The sequence below is a fragment of the Pyxidicoccus fallax genome (genome assembly GCF_012933655.1).
GTDB classification, from domain to species: domain Bacteria; phylum Myxococcota; class Myxococcia; order Myxococcales; family Myxococcaceae; genus Myxococcus; species Myxococcus fallax.
The window spans coordinates 39,898-55,811 of the sequence record NZ_JABBJJ010000009.1; the positions used below are offsets into that span (position 1 = coordinate 39,898).

Sequence of the window (15,914 nt, forward strand, 5' to 3'; positions counted from 1 at the left end):
GTCCTCCCCTACTTCCATTGAACGAGCTTCGAGCGAACCCATGAGCGAACAGAACACCATCCGCTGGGACAAGGACGCCGACGGCATCGTCGTCTTGACGATGGATGACCCGAGCCAGTCCGCCAACACGATGAACGCCGCGTACATGAAGTCCATGCGCGCGACGGTGGACCGCCTCGTCAAGGAGAAGGCCAGCATCACGGGCGTGGTCATCACCTCGGCGAAGAAGACCTTCTTCGCGGGCGGCGACCTGAACGACCTGCGCGACGTGAAGAAGGAACACGCCAAGCAGGTCTTCGAGATGGGCCAGGAGATCAAGGCGCAGCTGCGCGCGCTGGAGACGCTGGGCAAGCCCGTGGTTGCCGCCATCAACGGCGCGGCGCTGGGCGGTGGCCTGGAGATCGCGCTCGCGTGCCACCGCCGCATCATCGCGGACGTGAAGGGCGCGCAGGTGGGCCTGCCGGAGGTGACGCTGGGCCTGCTGCCCGGTGGCGGCGGCGTGGTGCGCACGGTGCGGATGCTCGGCATCGTGGATGCGCTGATGAAGGTGCTGATGCAGGGCCAGCGCTACAAGCCGCAGGAGGCGAAGGAGCTGGGCCTGGTGCACGAGGTGGTGGACTCGGTGGAGGCGCTGCTGCCCGCGGCCAAGGCGTGGGTGAAGGCGAACCCGAGCGCGCAGCAGCCGTGGGACCAGAAGGGCTACAAGATTCCGGGCGGCACCCCGACGCACCCGGCGTTCGCGGCGAACCTGCCCGCGTTTCCCGCCAACCTGCGCAAGCAGCTCAAGGGCGCGAACATGCCGGCGCCGCGCGCCATCATGGCCGTGGCCGTTGAGAGCACGCAGGTGGACGTCGACACCGCGTTCACCATCGAGTCGCGTTACTTCACCGAGCTGGTCACGGGCCAGGTCGCGAAGAACATGATTCAGGCGTTCTTCTTCGACATGCAGCACATCAACTCGGGTGGTGGGCGGCCGAAGGGATACCCGCAGCACACGGCGAAGAAGGTCGGCGTGCTCGGCGCGGGCATGATGGGCGCGGGTATCGCGTATGTGTGCGCGAAGGCCGGCATCGAGGTGGTGCTCAAGGACGTGAGCCTCGCCGCCGCCGAGAAGGGCAAGCAGTACTCGGTGAAGCTGGTGGAGAAGGGCATCGAGAAGGGCAAGGTCACCAAGGAGAAGGGCGAGGCGCTGCTGGCGCGCATCACCCCCGCCGCGGATGCCGCCGCGCTCAAGGGCTGCGACCTGGTCATCGAGGCCGTCTTCGAGGACGTGAAGCTCAAGCACAAGGTGTTCCAGGAGATTCAGGACGTGGTGGCTCCGGACGCGGTGCTGGGGTCCAACACCTCCACCCTGCCCATCACCCTGCTCGCCGAGGGCGTGAAGCGGCCGGCGGACTTCGTCGGCCTGCACTTCTTCTCGCCTGTGGACAAGATGCCGCTGCTGGAGATCATCGCCGGCAAGGGCACGAGCGACGCGACGCTGGCGAAGGCCATGGACATCGCGGCTCAGATTGGGAAGACGCCCATCGTCGTCAACGACAGCCGCGGCTTCTTCACCAGCCGGGTGATTGGCACGTTCCTGAATGAGGCCATCGCCATGGTCGGCGAGGGCATCTCGCCCGCGTCCATCGAGCAGGCGGGGCTCCAGGCCGGCTACCCGGCGGCGCCGCTGCAGCTGATGGACGAACTCACCCTGACGCTGCCCCGGAAGATCCGCCAGGAGACGCAGGCCGCCGTGATTGCCGCCGGCAAGCAGTGGGATGACCACGGCAGCTACGCGGTCATGGACGCGATGATCGACAAGCACGACCGCAAGGGCCGCTCCACGGGTGGCGGCTTCTACGACTACGTCGATGGCAAGCGCACGAACCTGTGGCCGGGGCTGACGCAGCACTTCACGAAGCCCGGGTACACGATTCCGTTCGAGGACATGAAGGAGCGGATGATGTTCGCGGAGGCCATCGACACGGTGCGCTGCTTCGACGAGGGCGTGCTGCGCTCGGCGGCGGATGCGAACGTGGGCTCCATCCTCGGCATCGGCTTCCCGGCGTGGACGGGCGGCGTGGTGCAGTTCATCAACGGCTACGAGGGGCCCACGGGCACGGGGCCTCGCGGCTTCGTCCTCCGCGCGCGCGAGCTGGCGGAGCGGTACGGCAAGCACTTCCTGCCGCCCGCGTCGCTCGTGGCGAAGGCCGAGAAGGGCGAGCTGCTGAAGTAGTTACGGGGACCTGAGTCCCCGTAGGAAATCTGGACGGGAAGACGCGACGGCGGCACGGGTCACCCAACCGTGCCGCCGTCGTTCTTTCAGCCGGCGTCTCAGGGCATGCAAACCCTTCCCATTCACCGGCGCCAGATTCGGGCATGAAGCTACTCAGGGTCTAGCTCCCACGTGCCCTCTTCCCACCCCTTCAATGTCTGTTGGGCCCCAAAGGCGACAAGTCCCTCTCCCTTGGCCGCCTTCTCCAATACTGCTCTGGCTTCGGCAGTGCGGTAACGAAGCAGGAACGCTGCAGCCGTGGTCCGTACATCCACCCTGGGATGCTTCAAGAGGACGCATAGCGCAGCTCTTCCTTCATCACCACGGGCACGAAGCTCTTCAAACGCTGCGACGTATCGGTCGCCGTGCTTGTCTTCCGGATCCGCACCTGCCTGGAAGATCGCATCCGTCTGTGTCGCGACGTTCTCTGCAAATTCTCTGACCAGTTCCTCCAGAGTCATCGCCAGACTCCCTTTTTGATGTTTTCAATGGCGAGCAAGCCGAAGTCGCGTTGAGCTGCGTAGGATTTCGTGCTCAGCCACTCTCGAAAACATGCAGCGCTCTCGGCCTTGATTTCCCTGGCATGTCATACCACGCCAGAAAAGCTGGCTGGCTCATGTCCCGTCACTCCGAGGAGGGCTGTGTCGTCACCTCATCCGGATTGCGCTTCACGAACCGGGCGACGTCTGGGCGGGGCTCCGGGGTCGCATCCCGTGTCGGAATGGCGTCCGGCCCACCCAAGTTGATGCCGAGTGGGAGTGAGATTCCTCCTTCGCCGCCGGGCAACTCCAGCTCGGCCAGTCTCTCCCCCGACTCCACGAGCGCCAGCTGGACCTCCCGCACCGCCTCCTCGCCTCCGTAGGCGCCGAACCGGGCCAGCGCCGTGCGCAGTACCGCCTCCAGCTCGGCGGCCGTCGCGAAGCGCTCCGCAGGGTTGCGCCGCAGGAGCGTGTGGAGGATGTCGCGGAGTGGAACAGAGAGCCCGGCCGCCGCGCGCTCCACGTCCTCGGAGCGGTAGCTCATGGCGCACCAGATGGCGTCTTCTGCGGACGGAGGCAGCTCCGTCACCATGGACGCCACCGAGGCCGCGAGCACCTGCTCCCGCTCCTCCTTCGAGAGCCGTGCCTCCAGCTCCTCGATTCTCAGGTCGGCCGGGTCGTAGAGGTGGCGGCCCGTCGAGAATTCCAGCAGCGTCAGCCCCAGGGAAAAGAGGTCGGCGCGAGCGTCCACGACTGCTCCCAGCAGAGCCTCGGGTGCGGCGTACATCACTTCGCCTTGAGGCCGGGGCAGTGTGGTGTTCAGCCGCCCCGCCAGACGAGAGAACGCCACACCAAAGTCGGTCAGCTTCACGCCGCCGCCAGGCTCGAGCCGGATACGGTCCGGGTTGATGTCGCGGTTGACAATGCCCAGGGGAATGCCTGCTTCGTCCGTGCGTGCGTGGGCGTAGGCAAGTGCCTCGGCCACCTGCGCCGCCACGTACAGCACGAAGGCGTCCGAGAAGTAGCGGCCCCGCGTCTGGGCGATGGCCAACAGTGTGTTCAGCGAGAGGCCCTCCACGCTCTCGACCGCGACGCACAGCCCGTGCCCCATCTCGAACAGGCCGTGGACGCGCGCGATGCCGGGATGCCGGAGGTACCGGGCCAGCCGCACCTCCTCCTCCAACCGGGCGCGCGTCCGCTGGTACTTCTCCGAGCTGCTCGCGAGCGCCGGAAGCGCGAGGCACTTGAGAAGTACCTGGGCCTGAGCACCCGCCGGGGTGCGGGGCCGGACAACGAGGAGGAGCTCCCCGTGGCGCCCTGTCCCCAGGTCCTGAATGAACTCGTAGCGGGTGTCGCCATTCGTGAAGAGGACACTGCCTTCCACAGGGCGTGAACCCTGACCGCTGGACATGGATGTGGCTCCTGGATGCCCGCGCGAGAGGTATTGCGCAAAGGCAGACGGACCCTACTTCCCGAGCAATGCCGGGGTGAACGACGTCACAGGTTCTGCGTCGCAGCGAATTCCATTCACCAACAGTGAAGCTGAACGTAAAGGACCGATACACCCCTCTCAGGGATACCGGTCTACGACGAACGCATAGGCACTGGAAAAGAAGACCACCGCACCGGGCTTGGAGCCTTCCTCGCCCGCGAGGGGAACGCCTGCTCGATTGCCTCCCAGGACCATGCAGACGGGCACGTTACGCCCGTCCGGCAGCTGTGCCTCGTAGTAACGGCCCACCAACGCGCCCGTACCCGTCCACAGCCGCCCCTTGAGAATGGTGCCTTCGGGCATGCCCCCTCTCGCCGTCTCGACGTAGCTCTCGATGTAGCCATCCGTGAAGATGATGAGCGGGTCCGACTCTCTCCACCGCCTGTGTCTGTCGATGGAAATCGAAGGGGCCGTGCCTTGAAAGATGCCCAACCCACCGTCCCTGCGGGGGGTGAACATCATGTCGAGCGCTTCCTGGGCGCAATCCGCCGGTTCGGGTCGGAGCTGGGCACCGGTGCAACCCAGCGCCATTGCGACGGCGGCCGTCGCGGTCGCGCACTGCTTGAGGAGGGCCGCAGAGAGTTCGAGCTGGGGCTTCATCACGGGGGAGGATGGGCTCTTGCTGGCCGCTGGAGGCTGCCCAGGCTTCTTCCTGGTCACGGCAGCGGGGGGATTCGGAGGAGCAGGCTCGGGCTTCACGGTGAGGGGTTCCTTCTGAGGAGAGACGACGGGCGGTGGGACTGGCTGGGGCGAGGGGTTCGCAGAGGGGGCCTCGGGAATCTCGGCCCGAGGGGGGCGGCCGGGCGCCGCGGAAACAACGGGCCGCTCAGGTGTCGCCTGTGAGGGAGGGGGGCCATGCTGGGCCAGAGCGGCCCACACCGCTGCCACGAGCGCAGCCACCAACAGGCCCCCGGATACGCGCCATCTCCGCGAGCGGGCTGTCCGTGCCGGCGTGTCTTCGACGGGCCGACGAAGAGGGAGGCGCACCACGGATGCCGCTTGCGGCTCGGCCTGGACCGCCTCCTCGGGCCTGTGCAGCGGCATCTTCCACGCGTCGCCCGGCTCCTGGGCCAGCCCCTCCAGAATCCGCCGGGCCGCTTCCGCCGTCGGAGGCCGCTGCTCCGGGCTCCGGGCAATCAGCGTCATGGCCGCGTTGCTCAGCGGCACGGGGACACGCGGGTTCACGTCGCAGGCGGCGGGGGGCATGAGGCTCGCCACCAGGGGCTGGTGGCGCTGCTCCGGAAAGGGCGACGTCAGCACGTCATAGAGGCACACCCCCAATGCGTAGACGTCGTCACCCTCCTTGAACTCATAGCGCGCATCCGCGTTCTGTTTGTTGTCGCGAAAGAAGCGCGTCGCCTCGGGAGACCGGTAGCGGGCAGTGCCCGGGGGCAGCGGCGAGTCCGTCAGCTCGTCCGAGAATGTGTAGTCGCCCGTGCTGAAGTCCAGGATGACAGGCTCGCCATCCTTTCCCACCATGATGTTGGTGACCTTCAGGTCCCGGTGGTAGACGCCGCACATGTGCAGGTGCGCCAGGGCGTCGTAGAGCTTCACGAAGAGCCGCACCACCTCCCGGGCCGTGGGGTGCGTCCTGCCCACCCAACCGGCCAGCGTGTAGCCGTCCACGTAGTCCAGGACGATGTAGAACCAGCCGCTTCTCGGGTCCGGCCAGTGGCCATGTCCGTGGATGGCGACGACATGAGGGTGCGGCCCCACCCGCAGCAGGCACATCAGCTCGCGCAACGCCCGTGCGGCCGTCTGCGCCGGGTCCCCGCTGCTCGCCCGGTGCATGGCGAACTTCAGGGCGAAGCGGCGGCCCCCCTTCTCCACCAGGAACACCGCGCCGTAGGTCCCCGCTCCTAGTGGCTTCAACACGGTCCAACCATCGACCTGGTCGCCACGCTTGAGGGTGGTCGGATGGGGAAGGTTCAGCACGGCAGCCCCTTCTATAGTTCCATGTCACGAATGAGAAGGCGCCTGCCTGCTGCGTCCTGCAGCTCCAGGTGAAATCGGGTCCCTGGGAGCCAGTCAGGCGCACCGGTCTCGACCGCCACCCGCGCCTCTGCCCCGGGCACAATCCGAGGGACCTTCATGCGAATCCCGAGGACGCGCACGGACCGCCCCCTCCCTGCGTCCACCAGCCGCGCCTGAGTGGGGGTCCAGGGCTCCCCACCGTCGTTTCTGACCGTTACAGCGACCAACGTCCAGGCGGCCGCACGTAAGCTGATGGCAGCCCTACCCTTCAGCCCGTCCTGGCTGAGGACCTGCACGGCAGGCTTTCCCACCACGCCGAGTTCATCGAGAGTGTCCTGGAGCGCGAGCCCCGCGGGTCCGGTCGCCTCGGAGCGCGTGAGGCAGGCTTGAAGCTCCGCCTCGCGGGCCGCGAGCTGGGTGCGCACTTCGCGCAGACGCGTCTCAAGGACCGAGGCGGATTGTGCCCGCCGCACCACCGCGACGCGTTCGTCCGCCTCCGGGGCACCGAGGACCAGTGTAAAAGCCGCATGGGTGGGGGAGTCCCCGCCGGTGAACTCGACGACCAGGCGCAGCTGTCCCGAACCGCCCTGGCCCGCTACGGGCACCACGATGAGCGAGCGCTCGCCTTTGTCGAAGAGGTCAACGCGCGTCCCCTTCCCCTCCAGCTCGATGGTGCCCGGGTTGATGCTCGCATCGAGGAAGCGGATGACGGTGCCCCAGGCCGGCAAGCGAATCTCGGGCGCCGCAGCCTGGGGCGCTTCGGGAAGGACCACCTCGCGCTCATTGTCGGCCGGACGCGACTGGGCCCTCGCTTCCACCGCGACGAACAGGCACCACGCCAGAATCAATGACCAGGTGACCGAGCCAGGAGACAAGGTGGTAGGTTCTCCAGAACTCATCCTACCAGACGGGAAGGCACGCACCAGCTCCGCCGGTCCAGTCGGCGGCGGGTCGGCACGGCCCATCTCCCGCCCCCATTCGTTCTGGGAGCTGTCGAACCGAGTTGCTGAACTCCAACCAGATATGCCGGTTGGAGGCGCGGAAGTGAGGAGGCCTCATGCCCAGACCTAGCCCTTGGCCTGCCCCACCACTCCCTCGAAGAAGCGCCGCGCCACGTCGGCCTTCAGCAGGCGCTGCTTATTCTTCGCCAAGCTGGACGCATCGAAGCCCGGCTCCACCAACCCCATGTCCCGGAATAAGCGGAAGAGCTGGTCGTACTCCGGCCGCTCGCAGAACTGCCGCTCGTTTCTGACGCTATAGAGCGCGATGAGCAGGCAGGCCTTGAGCAGCACCTCGGGCGAAATGATCGGCGGCCCCTGGCCAAGGTCCGCAAGGCCGTCCTCGCCAGCGCCCGGATGTGTTGGTGGGGGACAAGGCCTACAGCTTTGGGCCATCCCATCCGACGAATCAAGGCGCTGGCGGACGCGCTGCTTGCCGCGCTCTCGTCTGTCTTCGACACCATGTACCTTGCACCCGCACGCTGTCCAGCGCGGAGAAGACGCCCTCGCTGGCCTACCCCGCCGTCAATGCCACGCTGAGAAGGTGACCATGGCGCTCGCAGGTCAGGTGGAACTTGGTGGAGAAGCCCCCTCGGGAGCAGCCCAAGGCATGGTCTCGGGGCTCGCTTGGGCTGCTTTTTTTCCACCTCCCGCGGCAGCGCGCGACCCACATTCCACCGAGGAGTCAACGAAGAGGACCTCTTGGTCCAGTTCGTCTCTTCGCGTCAACTGCGTCTGGAGCGTGCGCATCGGGCGCAACCAGGTGCCGTCCTTTCTCCAGCGCACGAAGCGGGAGTAGACGGTCTGCCAGGGGCCATAGCGCGAGGGTAAATCGCGCCAGGGCGCCCCGGTATGCAGCCGCCAGAGGATTCCTTTGAGAATGGTGCGGTGGTCCTTCCAGGCTCCGCCCCGGCCCTGGTGCGGCAGCAGGGGCTCAAGCGCCCTCCACTGCCGCTCGTTCAACTCGTAGCGCATCACACCCGCTCGCCTCCTCTCGGAGGCAACAACCGGCGCGCGCGCTCCCATCAGACAGGGTCTAGCGCCAGGACTGACTGACGTTCGCGCCCGCCGGACGCCCCGGCGAGGTCAGGCCTGCACCGGCACGAGGCACGGCGAAGAGATACGATATACTGCCACTCGCTCAACTCTTGGCGCATCTCGCCATCCGTGCCATCCGGCATGTGACATACTCAGGGTGTATACAGCTCTGCCGTGTCGAGCGTGCCGTTGCTACTACTACCGTACCCGCCTACTACAAGCACCTTGCCCGACGGCAGCAACGTGGCTGTGTGGCGCCCGCGGCGCGAACTAAGGCTGAAAGTATGCGCCCAGGTACGTGTCCCAGGGTCGAACAAGCGGACACCCGCAGATGAACCGCCTGCCACCAATACCGTGCCCGACGGCAGAAGCGTGGCTGTTTGCTCTGTCGCACCCGTGGTGTTGTGGCCAACCGAGGTCCAGGTCCCCGTCCCGGGGTCGTAAAGAAGGTTCTCTTCGTCGGAGTATGGGCCCCCCTGAATCAGCACTTTGCCCGACGGCAGCAACGTCGCTGTATGGTGGTAACGCTTTGAGGAGGGGAGGCCTGCGAAAGCCCAGGTTCCTGTTCCCGGGTCATACAGTTCCGAAGTATCATTGGTTCCACCGGTGGTGACCCCACCAACCACCAGCACCTTGCCCGACGGCAGCAGCGTGGCTGTGTGGAGTGAACGGGCCGCGGCCATGGTGCCGGCTGGGGACCACGTACCCGTTGCCGGGTCATACAGTTCCGCCGATGCAACAAACGCTGTGTTGCCCCCGCCGACTACCAGCACCTTGCCCGACGGTAGCAGTGTGGCTGTGTGATCACTGCGGGGCACAGCCATGCTGCCGGTGCTGGACCAAGTGCCCGTACTCGGATTGTAAACCTCTGCGGTACGTTGAGTAACATATGGGCCGTTAACCACCAGTCTACTGCCGCCCGTTACCAAAACTTTGCCGGAAGGCAGAAGCGTCGCAGTAGCTTGTATCCGGCCTGTGGCCATGGTGCCGGTTGGGGACCAGACACCTGTTCCCGGGTCATAGACTTCCGCAGTGGCGAGGTCCGCATATGAATCATTACGCCCGCCTGCCACCAGTACCTTTCCAGAGGGAAGCAGCGACATTACATGTGCCTCGCGAGGAGTGGAAAGGCGGCCCGTGACCGACCACATCCCGCAGTACTCGTCCACCTGAGCGTCGCAGTCGTTGTCCACAGCGTCGGACACCTCCGTCGCCCCCGGATTGATGCTTGCGTTAGCGTCGTTGCAGTCGCCTTTGTTCGACACGTAGCCCGCAGGCTGATAGCACTTAAACTGGTTGCTTGTTGACGACGTGCCGAAAGTGTCGCCGTCTGCGTCGCGGTACCATGTCGACCTGGGTAGGCCGTCGTCCACCTGAAAGTCGCAGTCGTCGTCGACGTCGTTGCACACCTCCGTGGCCCCAGGGCGGATACTCGAGTTGCCGTCATTGCAGTCACTGTTGTTCGACACGTAGCCCGCAGGCTGACTGCACTTCTGCTGGGCGCCGCTCGCCAAACTGCCGTACGTGTCGCTATCTGCGTCGCGGTACCACCTCGACGTGGGCAACCCCTCGTCCACCTGCGCGTCACAGTCGTCGTCGACGTCGTTGCACACCTCCATGGCTCCAGGGTAGGTGCTTGCGTTGGCGTCGTTACAGTCACTGGCGTTCGACACGTAGCCCGCAGGCGCGGTGCAGGCGGTTGTCGTCTGTCTGCTACCGTAGTTGTCACTGTCCGCGTCACGGTAGAAGGTGAGCTTCACGCCCTCGTCCATCTGAGCATCGCAGTCGTCGTCGACTGCGTTGCACACCTCCGTGGCTCCAGGGTGGATGCTCGCGTTGGCGTCATTGCAGTCATTGGCGTTCGATACATAGCCCGCAGGCTGACTGCACTTCTGCTGGGGGCTCGTCGACGTGCCGTACGTGTCGCCGTCTGCGTCGCGATACCACGTCGACGTGGGCAACCCCTCGTCCGCCTGGGCGTCGCAGTCGTTGTCCACACCGTCGCACACCTCCGTAACTCCAGGGTGGATGCTCGCGTTGCCGTCGTTGCAGTCACCGGGACGTTGGGCATAACCCGAGGGCTGGGTGCAAGCAGCGGTCGCCGGACCCGTACCGTAGGTGTCGCTGTCGGCGTCACGGTAGAATGTGAACTGCACGCCCTCGTCCACCTGGCTGTCACAGTCATTGTCCACGCCGTCACAAACTTCTGCGGCACCGGGGTGGATGCTCGCGTTGCCGTCGTTGCAGTCGCCAGCGCGCTGCACATAGCCCGCAGGCTGGCTGCACTTCTGCAGAGGGCTAGCGGACGTGCCGTACGTGTCGCCGTCCGCGTCGCGGTACCACGTCAACGTGGGCAGTCCTTCATCCGCCTGCGTGTCGCAGTCATTGTCTACGCCGTCGCACATCTCTGCGGCACCAGGATTGATGCTCGCATTGCCGTCGTTGCAGTCACCGGGACGTTGGACATAGCCCGAGGGCGCGGTGCAGGCGGCGGTTGCTGGGCCGGTGCCGTAGGTGTCGCTGTCGTCGTCCCGGAAGAAGGAGAGCGACACGCCCTCGTCCACCTGGGTGTCACAGTCGTTATCCACGCCGTCACACACCTCTGCGGCACCAGGGTGGATGCTCGCATCGGCGTCATTACAGTCGCTGGTATTCGAGACATAGCCCGCAGGCTGGCGGCAATTCTGGACAGCCTGTCCCGCGTTGCCGAAGCCGTCTCCATCCGCATCGCGGTACCACGTTGAGGTAGGTAGGCCCTCGTCCGCCTGGGTGTCGCAATCGTTGTCCACGCCGTCGCAAACCTCCGGAGCGCCCGGGTGAATGCTCGCGTTTGCATCATTGCAATCCCCCGCAGTCGGTGCGTGCCCGGAGGGCTGGGTGCAGGATTGCACCGACTGGGAGGTCAGACCGTAGTTGTCTCCATCCCCGTCGCGGTACCAGTCCAGGAAGGCCAGTCCATCGTCCGCCTGTCCATTGCAGTCGTTGTCCAGGCTGTCGCACACCTCGGCCGAAGGCCCCCGCACCGGCGCGCACTCAAGGGCGCCGTGCGTGCAGTACGTCACCCCTTCCCCGCACACCCCCTGCTGTCCCGTCTCGCACGCCTGCAGGCCGCCCGGGTTGCCTTCATCGGCCTCCCCGTCACAGTCATTGTCCAGGCTGTCGCACTGCTCTGCGGACGCCGCCTCGTTCTGCTGGCAGGCCACACTGCCTTCCACGCAGGCCGTCGTCCCCTCCGCACAGACGCCCGGCTTTCCCGTCGCGCAGTTCTCGCCGCCGCTCGGGTTGCCCTCGTCCACCACCTCGTCGCAGCTGTCGTCCGTCCCATTGCACAGCTCCGGCGCGCCCGGGTAGGTCGACGGCGTGTAGTCGTCGCAGTCGAGCTCTTCTACGAAGCCTGGAGACGGCTCGCACCCTTGCTCGGTGAGGTACTCATCTCCGAATCCATCCATGTCCCCGTCGAAGTAGAAGGTGTTGACGATCTGCGTGGAGACGGGTGCCGTCGTCGGCGAAGTGCTGGTGGCACCGGTGCCGAGTTGCCCCTGGCCATTGTGGCCCCAGCCCCACACCGGGCAGCCTGGGCGCAGCGCCAACGCGTGCTGGGCGCCCGCCGCGATGGCCAGTGCGTCCGCGAGCTCCGTCACATTCACGGCCGAGGCGCTATTCATCGTGGTGCCATTGCCGAGCTGGCCAGAGACATTGTGGCCCCACGCCTTCACAAAGCCGCCTCCCATGATGACCAGGGAACTGTTGTGGCCAGCGGCGATGGCTGTTGCCGCGAACACGCCCTCCACGGGCGTAGGAGACAGTACTGGCGTGGTGGAAGCAATTCCCTTGCCCACCTGACCGAAGGTGTTCTGCCCCCAGCTCCACACGTTTCCGAACTGCTCATCGATGATGAGGGAATGCCCCGCGCCGGCGGCGACGGCCTTTGCGAGCGGGAGACTCTCCACTCGCACCGGCGCCAGCACCGCGGCGCTGGTGCTTCCAGTACCCACCTGGCCGGATGTATTCAGGCCCCACCCCCACACCCTGCCCTCCTCGTCGAGCGCCAGCACGTGATTGACGCCCGCAACCATGGAACGCAGGGAAGGCAAACCCGGCACCATTCCAGGCATGGGCACAGAGGTGCTGGTGGTGCTTGTCCCCATCTGCCCGGACGTATTCTGCCCCCAGGCCCACAGCCGCCCACTCGCATCCAGCGCGAGGGAGTAGTTACCATTGGCCGCGATGGCTTGAATGCCGGAGAGCGCCGCCACCTTCGTCGGCACCAGCACCAGTCCCCCAGCACTGCCGAGGCCCGCCTGGCCGTTGGCATTCTGCCCCCACACCCACACATCACCACTCACGTCGAGCGCCACCGAGTGGGCGATTCCCGCGGCAATCGCTTTGATGGGCGGGAGGCCATTCACCTTCGAGGGGTGGGGCTGAGGAGTGCTACTGCTGCTGCCAGTCCCCAGTTGCCCGACGACATTCTGCCCCCACGCCCAGACCTCTCCGTCCTTCTTCAGGAACAAGGAGTGATAGGCGCCGGTCGCGACGGACTGGGGCACTCTCACGGAGGAAAGCTTCTGACGCGCCGAGGCGACAGCACCTCCCTCATCAGCCATGGGCTCGGGCGCACCACACCCCATGGCCGTGAAGAGAAATGCGGCCGTACATACCGCGAGCGCGCTCTGCAAGATTGCGAAGCCGTGTCGTCTCAAGTCACTGCTCTCCTCGTAAACGGCCTTGTGGGTGCCGCACGGCCGCTCCTTTCGAAGCAGCGTCGCATTTCCTCATGGGCAGGCATGACAGGAAACACGCGGCTACAAATGTACCGGAAGTACTGCCACCGCCGCTGCTGAGTCAGTCGCGCCCCATGGTGGGAGGTACGGACATCACCTTACAGACGTCTGCAAAAGCCTTTACCGGGGCGCGGTGCAGTACATCAACGGCTACGAGGGGCGGACCGGCACGAGGCCTCGCGGCTTCGTTCTGCGCGCACGCGAGCTGGTAGAGCGACCCGGAAAGTACCTCGTACCATCCGCATCGCTCGTGGGTAAGGCCGAGAAGGGCGAGTTGCTGAAGTAGTCACCGGGATCAAGTCCCGGTAGGACATTCGGACGGGAAGACGCGACGACGGCACGGGTCAGCCAACCGTGCCGTCGAGTCCCCCTGCGAGCAACGCCGCTGCTCCTCACTCCGGTTTGTACGTCCCGCCCTGCCAATCCTCCAGTGTCATGGTGGCGCTGAGCCCAACCATGCTCATTGGAGGCTTTGCAAGCTCGGCAAGCACTCGCGCTGCCTCCTCGGGCGCGAACCTCAGCGCAGCCGAGGCAGCCCAGAAGCGTGTTCCTGGTTCTGGGTCATCCAGCAGCTTCAAGATGCGCTCATTGGCCTCTGCACCGCGTAATCTCAGCTCTGCTTCGATTGCGGTAGCACGGTCGTATTCTTTGTTCGCAGCCCGTGTCTTGCGCGCATCCAGCAAGCGGCCGTGATTCGCGGAGTTCTCCCTGTACCGACCGACCAGTTCCTCCGTGGTCAGCTTCTTCCAGTTTTCATTCATGGAATGGCACCGAATTGCTTGAGAACCCGGAGCCCGAATTCCCGCTGTTGATCGTAAGACTGAGCGCAAAGCCACTCACGAACGACCTGGCCACAGGCGATGCGCTGCTTGGAGGAGGTACTCCTTGTTCGCGTCCCTGCGGGTCCGGTATAGTATAGCGCTACTCCGGGTCGAGCGCCCAGGTTCCGTCGGACCAGTGCTTGAGGGTGTATTGGCACTCGAAGGCAATCACCCCCTCGCCGCGCGCCGCCTCCTCAAGCACTGCCTTGGCCTCTGCGGTCCGGTAACGAAGCAGGTACGCAGCGGCCATCGTCCTCACGTCTACGCTCGGATGTTTGAGGAGCACAGCCAGGGCTTCTCGTCCCTCATCCCCATGAGCACGCAGCTTTCGAAAAGCTGCCATGTAGCGGTCTGCATGCTTGTTGCCGGTCTTGGCATCCCCTCGGAGAATGGCCTCGGTCTGCGCGGTCACATTCGCTGCGAATTCCTGCACGAGAGACTCAAGCGTCATCGCCATATCCCCTTCCCGATGTTCTCGATGGCCAGGAGTCCGAAGTCGCGTTGCGCCTGGTAGGATTGAGTGCTCAGCCACTCACGCACGGTCAGGTTGGAGTTCGTAATCCGTGGTCTCTTGGACGAGTAGAACGCGCTCACAAGGTCATGCAGCGCTTTATCGAGGGCAATGACGTTCTCCGTATTGTGGATGGCTTCGGGCCCGAACTGACGAACGTTCCCCTCCGTCTGCTCCACGATGTGGTGCCACTCTCTGCCCGGGCCCGCACTGCCCCTTCCCTTGTAGAGGCCACCGTGCGTCTGCCATTCCTGGTATCCCCCCGGGGTGCTCCCGCCACCGCGAGTGCCACGCGACGACATGGCCACTGCTCCTGGCGCGAGGGCGAACGTGAAGCCGTCCGCAGCCACGGCAACGGTCTCCACCTGCGCTACCCCAGCGTACGTCACACCCGCTTGCGCCTCGGCCCTCACCGCGACCTGAGCGGCCCCGGGCAGCCCCGGCAGCTTCGCCCCTAGCGTCGCGCCCGTACTCCCGATGGCCGCTGTCGCCAGCATCACGAACGCCCGCGCCGCGTTCCGGCCCATCACCCGCCCGAAGCGCTCCCCCGCCTCGCGCAACGCATCGAACGTCACGGCCTGGTCGCTCTCCGCCATCAACTGCCGGAAGCCCTGGATGAGCCCCCAGAACGTGTCCACCCCCACGTAGACGATGAGCGCCGCCGTGAGCACCGCCGCCACGCCCTTGGTCGCAGGTTCTGGCACCGTCCAGAGCAACGCGTAGGTGGCCGCCGTCCAGAGCGCCGCCTGCATCAGCGCCTCCGGGTGGGCCATGTCCTTCACGGCCTCCCACAGTTCATCCAGCACCGCGCCCTTCGCCAGGGACAAGGCGAGCGTGAAGCGCGCACCCCCTGTGACGCTGGGGCCCTCTTTCAGCAGCCCCAGACAGTCCCCTCCGCGCCCGGTCCGCTCACACCAGCGCAGGTAGGCTCGCGTCAGTTCGATTTCGGCTTGGGGAAGTTCGGCGGCCAGATGCTCACCGGGCCTGAGTGGGGTGATGCGCCGGCTCCTCACGTCGAAGAGGTACGAGCCGCTCCGGGAGTCCACCTCGAACAGGCGCCGCGCCGCCTCCTCGGGCCGCTGGGATGGGCGGAGGGTCCGCGCCAACCGCGCCACAGCCTCCTTCACGTCATCCTCGTCCAGCACTACCGGCTCGGAGGCCCGGTCCGAGCGGGGAACGTGGACGGTGGGCGAGCCCCGGCCCGTGTCGAGGCGCACCACCCGGGTGGGCCCGCTGCACCCCGGCAGGACCACCCACACAAGGAGGAACAGCCATCTCAGCAACATGCAGCGCTCCCGGCCCTGATTTCCTGGCATTTCATACCACGCCAGAAAAGTGGGTTGGCTCGAGTCCCCTCACTCCAGGCAGGGCTGTGTCGTCATCTCGTTCGGGTTGCGTCTCAGCACGCTCGACGTCACGTCCACCCAGGAAGAAGGAACGACGTTCAGCTTCCGGATTGTGCGCAAGTAAGAAACTCGTCCGGGAAGACGCGACGGCGTCAGGGATTATCCAACCGTGCCGCCGTCGTTCCTTCTTTCAGCCGGCGACTTCGGGCCCAAC

Annotated in this window: 11 protein-coding genes; 1 reads left to right on the top strand and 10 read right to left on the bottom strand. The window is 65.7% G+C overall.

Annotated elements, in window-relative coordinates:
- The first annotated feature begins 40 nt into the window (after positions 1–40).
- Complete coding sequence (locus HG543_RS03280; protein ID WP_169343164.1) at positions 41–2,218, top strand: 3-hydroxyacyl-CoA dehydrogenase NAD-binding domain-containing protein; 2,178 nt, start codon at positions 41–43, stop codon at positions 2,216–2,218.
- Positions 2,219–2,367: 149 nt separating this feature from the next.
- On the opposite strand, the gene HG543_RS03285 is transcribed toward HG543_RS03280, so the two are convergent.
- From HG543_RS03285 to sitA5, 10 genes are all read right to left on the bottom strand, one after another.
- A complete protein-coding gene (locus HG543_RS03285) occupies positions 2,368–2,718 on the bottom strand; it encodes a DUF2019 domain-containing protein (protein WP_169343165.1) in 351 nt (116 codons plus the stop codon).
- A gap of 163 nt (positions 2,719–2,881) precedes the next feature.
- The gene (locus HG543_RS03290; protein ID WP_169343166.1) at positions 2,882–4,147 is read right to left on the bottom strand and encodes a serine/threonine protein kinase; all 1,266 of its coding nucleotides are present in this window, start codon (positions 4,145–4,147) and stop codon (positions 2,882–2,884) included.
- Positions 4,148–4,306: 159 nt separating this feature from the next.
- Positions 4,307–6,163, bottom strand: coding sequence for a serine/threonine protein kinase (locus HG543_RS03295; protein WP_343073262.1), 1,857 nt, complete (start codon positions 6,161–6,163; stop codon positions 4,307–4,309).
- Between the two features lie 11 nt (positions 6,164–6,174).
- Positions 6,175–7,077 (bottom strand): DUF2381 family protein, encoded by a 903-nt coding sequence (locus HG543_RS03300; RefSeq protein WP_169343167.1) that lies wholly within the window; start codon positions 7,075–7,077, stop codon positions 6,175–6,177.
- Between the two features lie 192 nt (positions 7,078–7,269).
- Positions 7,270–7,596 carry a transposase gene (locus HG543_RS03305; protein ID WP_281404355.1) on the bottom strand — a complete coding sequence of 109 codons (327 nt, stop codon included), beginning with the start codon at positions 7,594–7,596 and terminating at the stop codon, positions 7,270–7,272.
- 168 nt (positions 7,597–7,764) lie between these two features.
- Positions 7,765–8,226: an IS5 family transposase gene (locus HG543_RS56965; protein WP_366935100.1), complete on the bottom strand. Its 462-nt coding sequence runs from the start codon at positions 8,224–8,226 to the stop codon at positions 7,765–7,767.
- Positions 8,227–8,390: 164 nt separating this feature from the next.
- Positions 8,391–12,788: a MopE-related protein gene (locus tag HG543_RS03315; RefSeq protein ID WP_169343170.1), complete on the bottom strand. Its 4,398-nt coding sequence runs from the start codon at positions 12,786–12,788 to the stop codon at positions 8,391–8,393.
- Between the two features lie 626 nt (positions 12,789–13,414).
- Complete coding sequence (locus tag HG543_RS03320; RefSeq protein WP_169343171.1) at positions 13,415–13,783, bottom strand: DUF2019 domain-containing protein; 369 nt, start codon at positions 13,781–13,783, stop codon at positions 13,415–13,417.
- A gap of 160 nt (positions 13,784–13,943) precedes the next feature.
- Entirely contained in the window at positions 13,944–14,294 is a 351-nt protein-coding gene (locus HG543_RS03325; protein ID WP_169343186.1) for a DUF2019 domain-containing protein, read from the bottom strand.
- Positions 14,291–15,640 (bottom strand): SitA5 family polymorphic toxin, encoded by a 1,350-nt coding sequence (gene sitA5 / locus HG543_RS03330; RefSeq protein WP_169343172.1) that lies wholly within the window; start codon positions 15,638–15,640, stop codon positions 14,291–14,293. Before sitA5 ends, HG543_RS03325 begins: the two co-directional genes overlap by 4 nt.
- Positions 15,641–15,914: the final 274 nt, after the last annotated feature.

Excerpts from the sequence above, each read along its gene's own strand:
- HG543_RS03280 (WP_169343164.1), top strand. The coding sequence starts at position 41 with ATGAGCGAACAGAACACCATCCGCTGGGACAAGGACGCCGACGGCATC.
- HG543_RS03285 (WP_169343165.1), bottom strand. The coding sequence starts at position 2,718 with ATGACTCTGGAGGAACTGGTCAGAGAATTTGCAGAGAACGTCGCGACA.
- HG543_RS03290 (WP_169343166.1), bottom strand. The coding sequence starts at position 4,147 with ATGTCCAGCGGTCAGGGTTCACGCCCTGTGGAAGGCAGTGTCCTCTTC.
- HG543_RS03305 (WP_281404355.1), bottom strand. The coding sequence starts at position 7,596 with ATGGCCCAAAGCTGTAGGCCTTGTCCCCCACCAACACATCCGGGCGCT.
- HG543_RS56965 (WP_366935100.1), bottom strand. The coding sequence starts at position 8,226 with ATGGGAGCGCGCGCGCCGGTTGTTGCCTCCGAGAGGAGGCGAGCGGGT.
- HG543_RS03320 (WP_169343171.1), bottom strand. The coding sequence starts at position 13,783 with ATGAATGAAAACTGGAAGAAGCTGACCACGGAGGAACTGGTCGGTCGG.
- HG543_RS03325 (WP_169343186.1), bottom strand. The coding sequence starts at position 14,294 with ATGACGCTTGAGTCTCTCGTGCAGGAATTCGCAGCGAATGTGACCGCG.
- sitA5 (WP_169343172.1), bottom strand. The coding sequence starts at position 15,640 with ATGTTGCTGAGATGGCTGTTCCTCCTTGTGTGGGTGGTCCTGCCGGGG.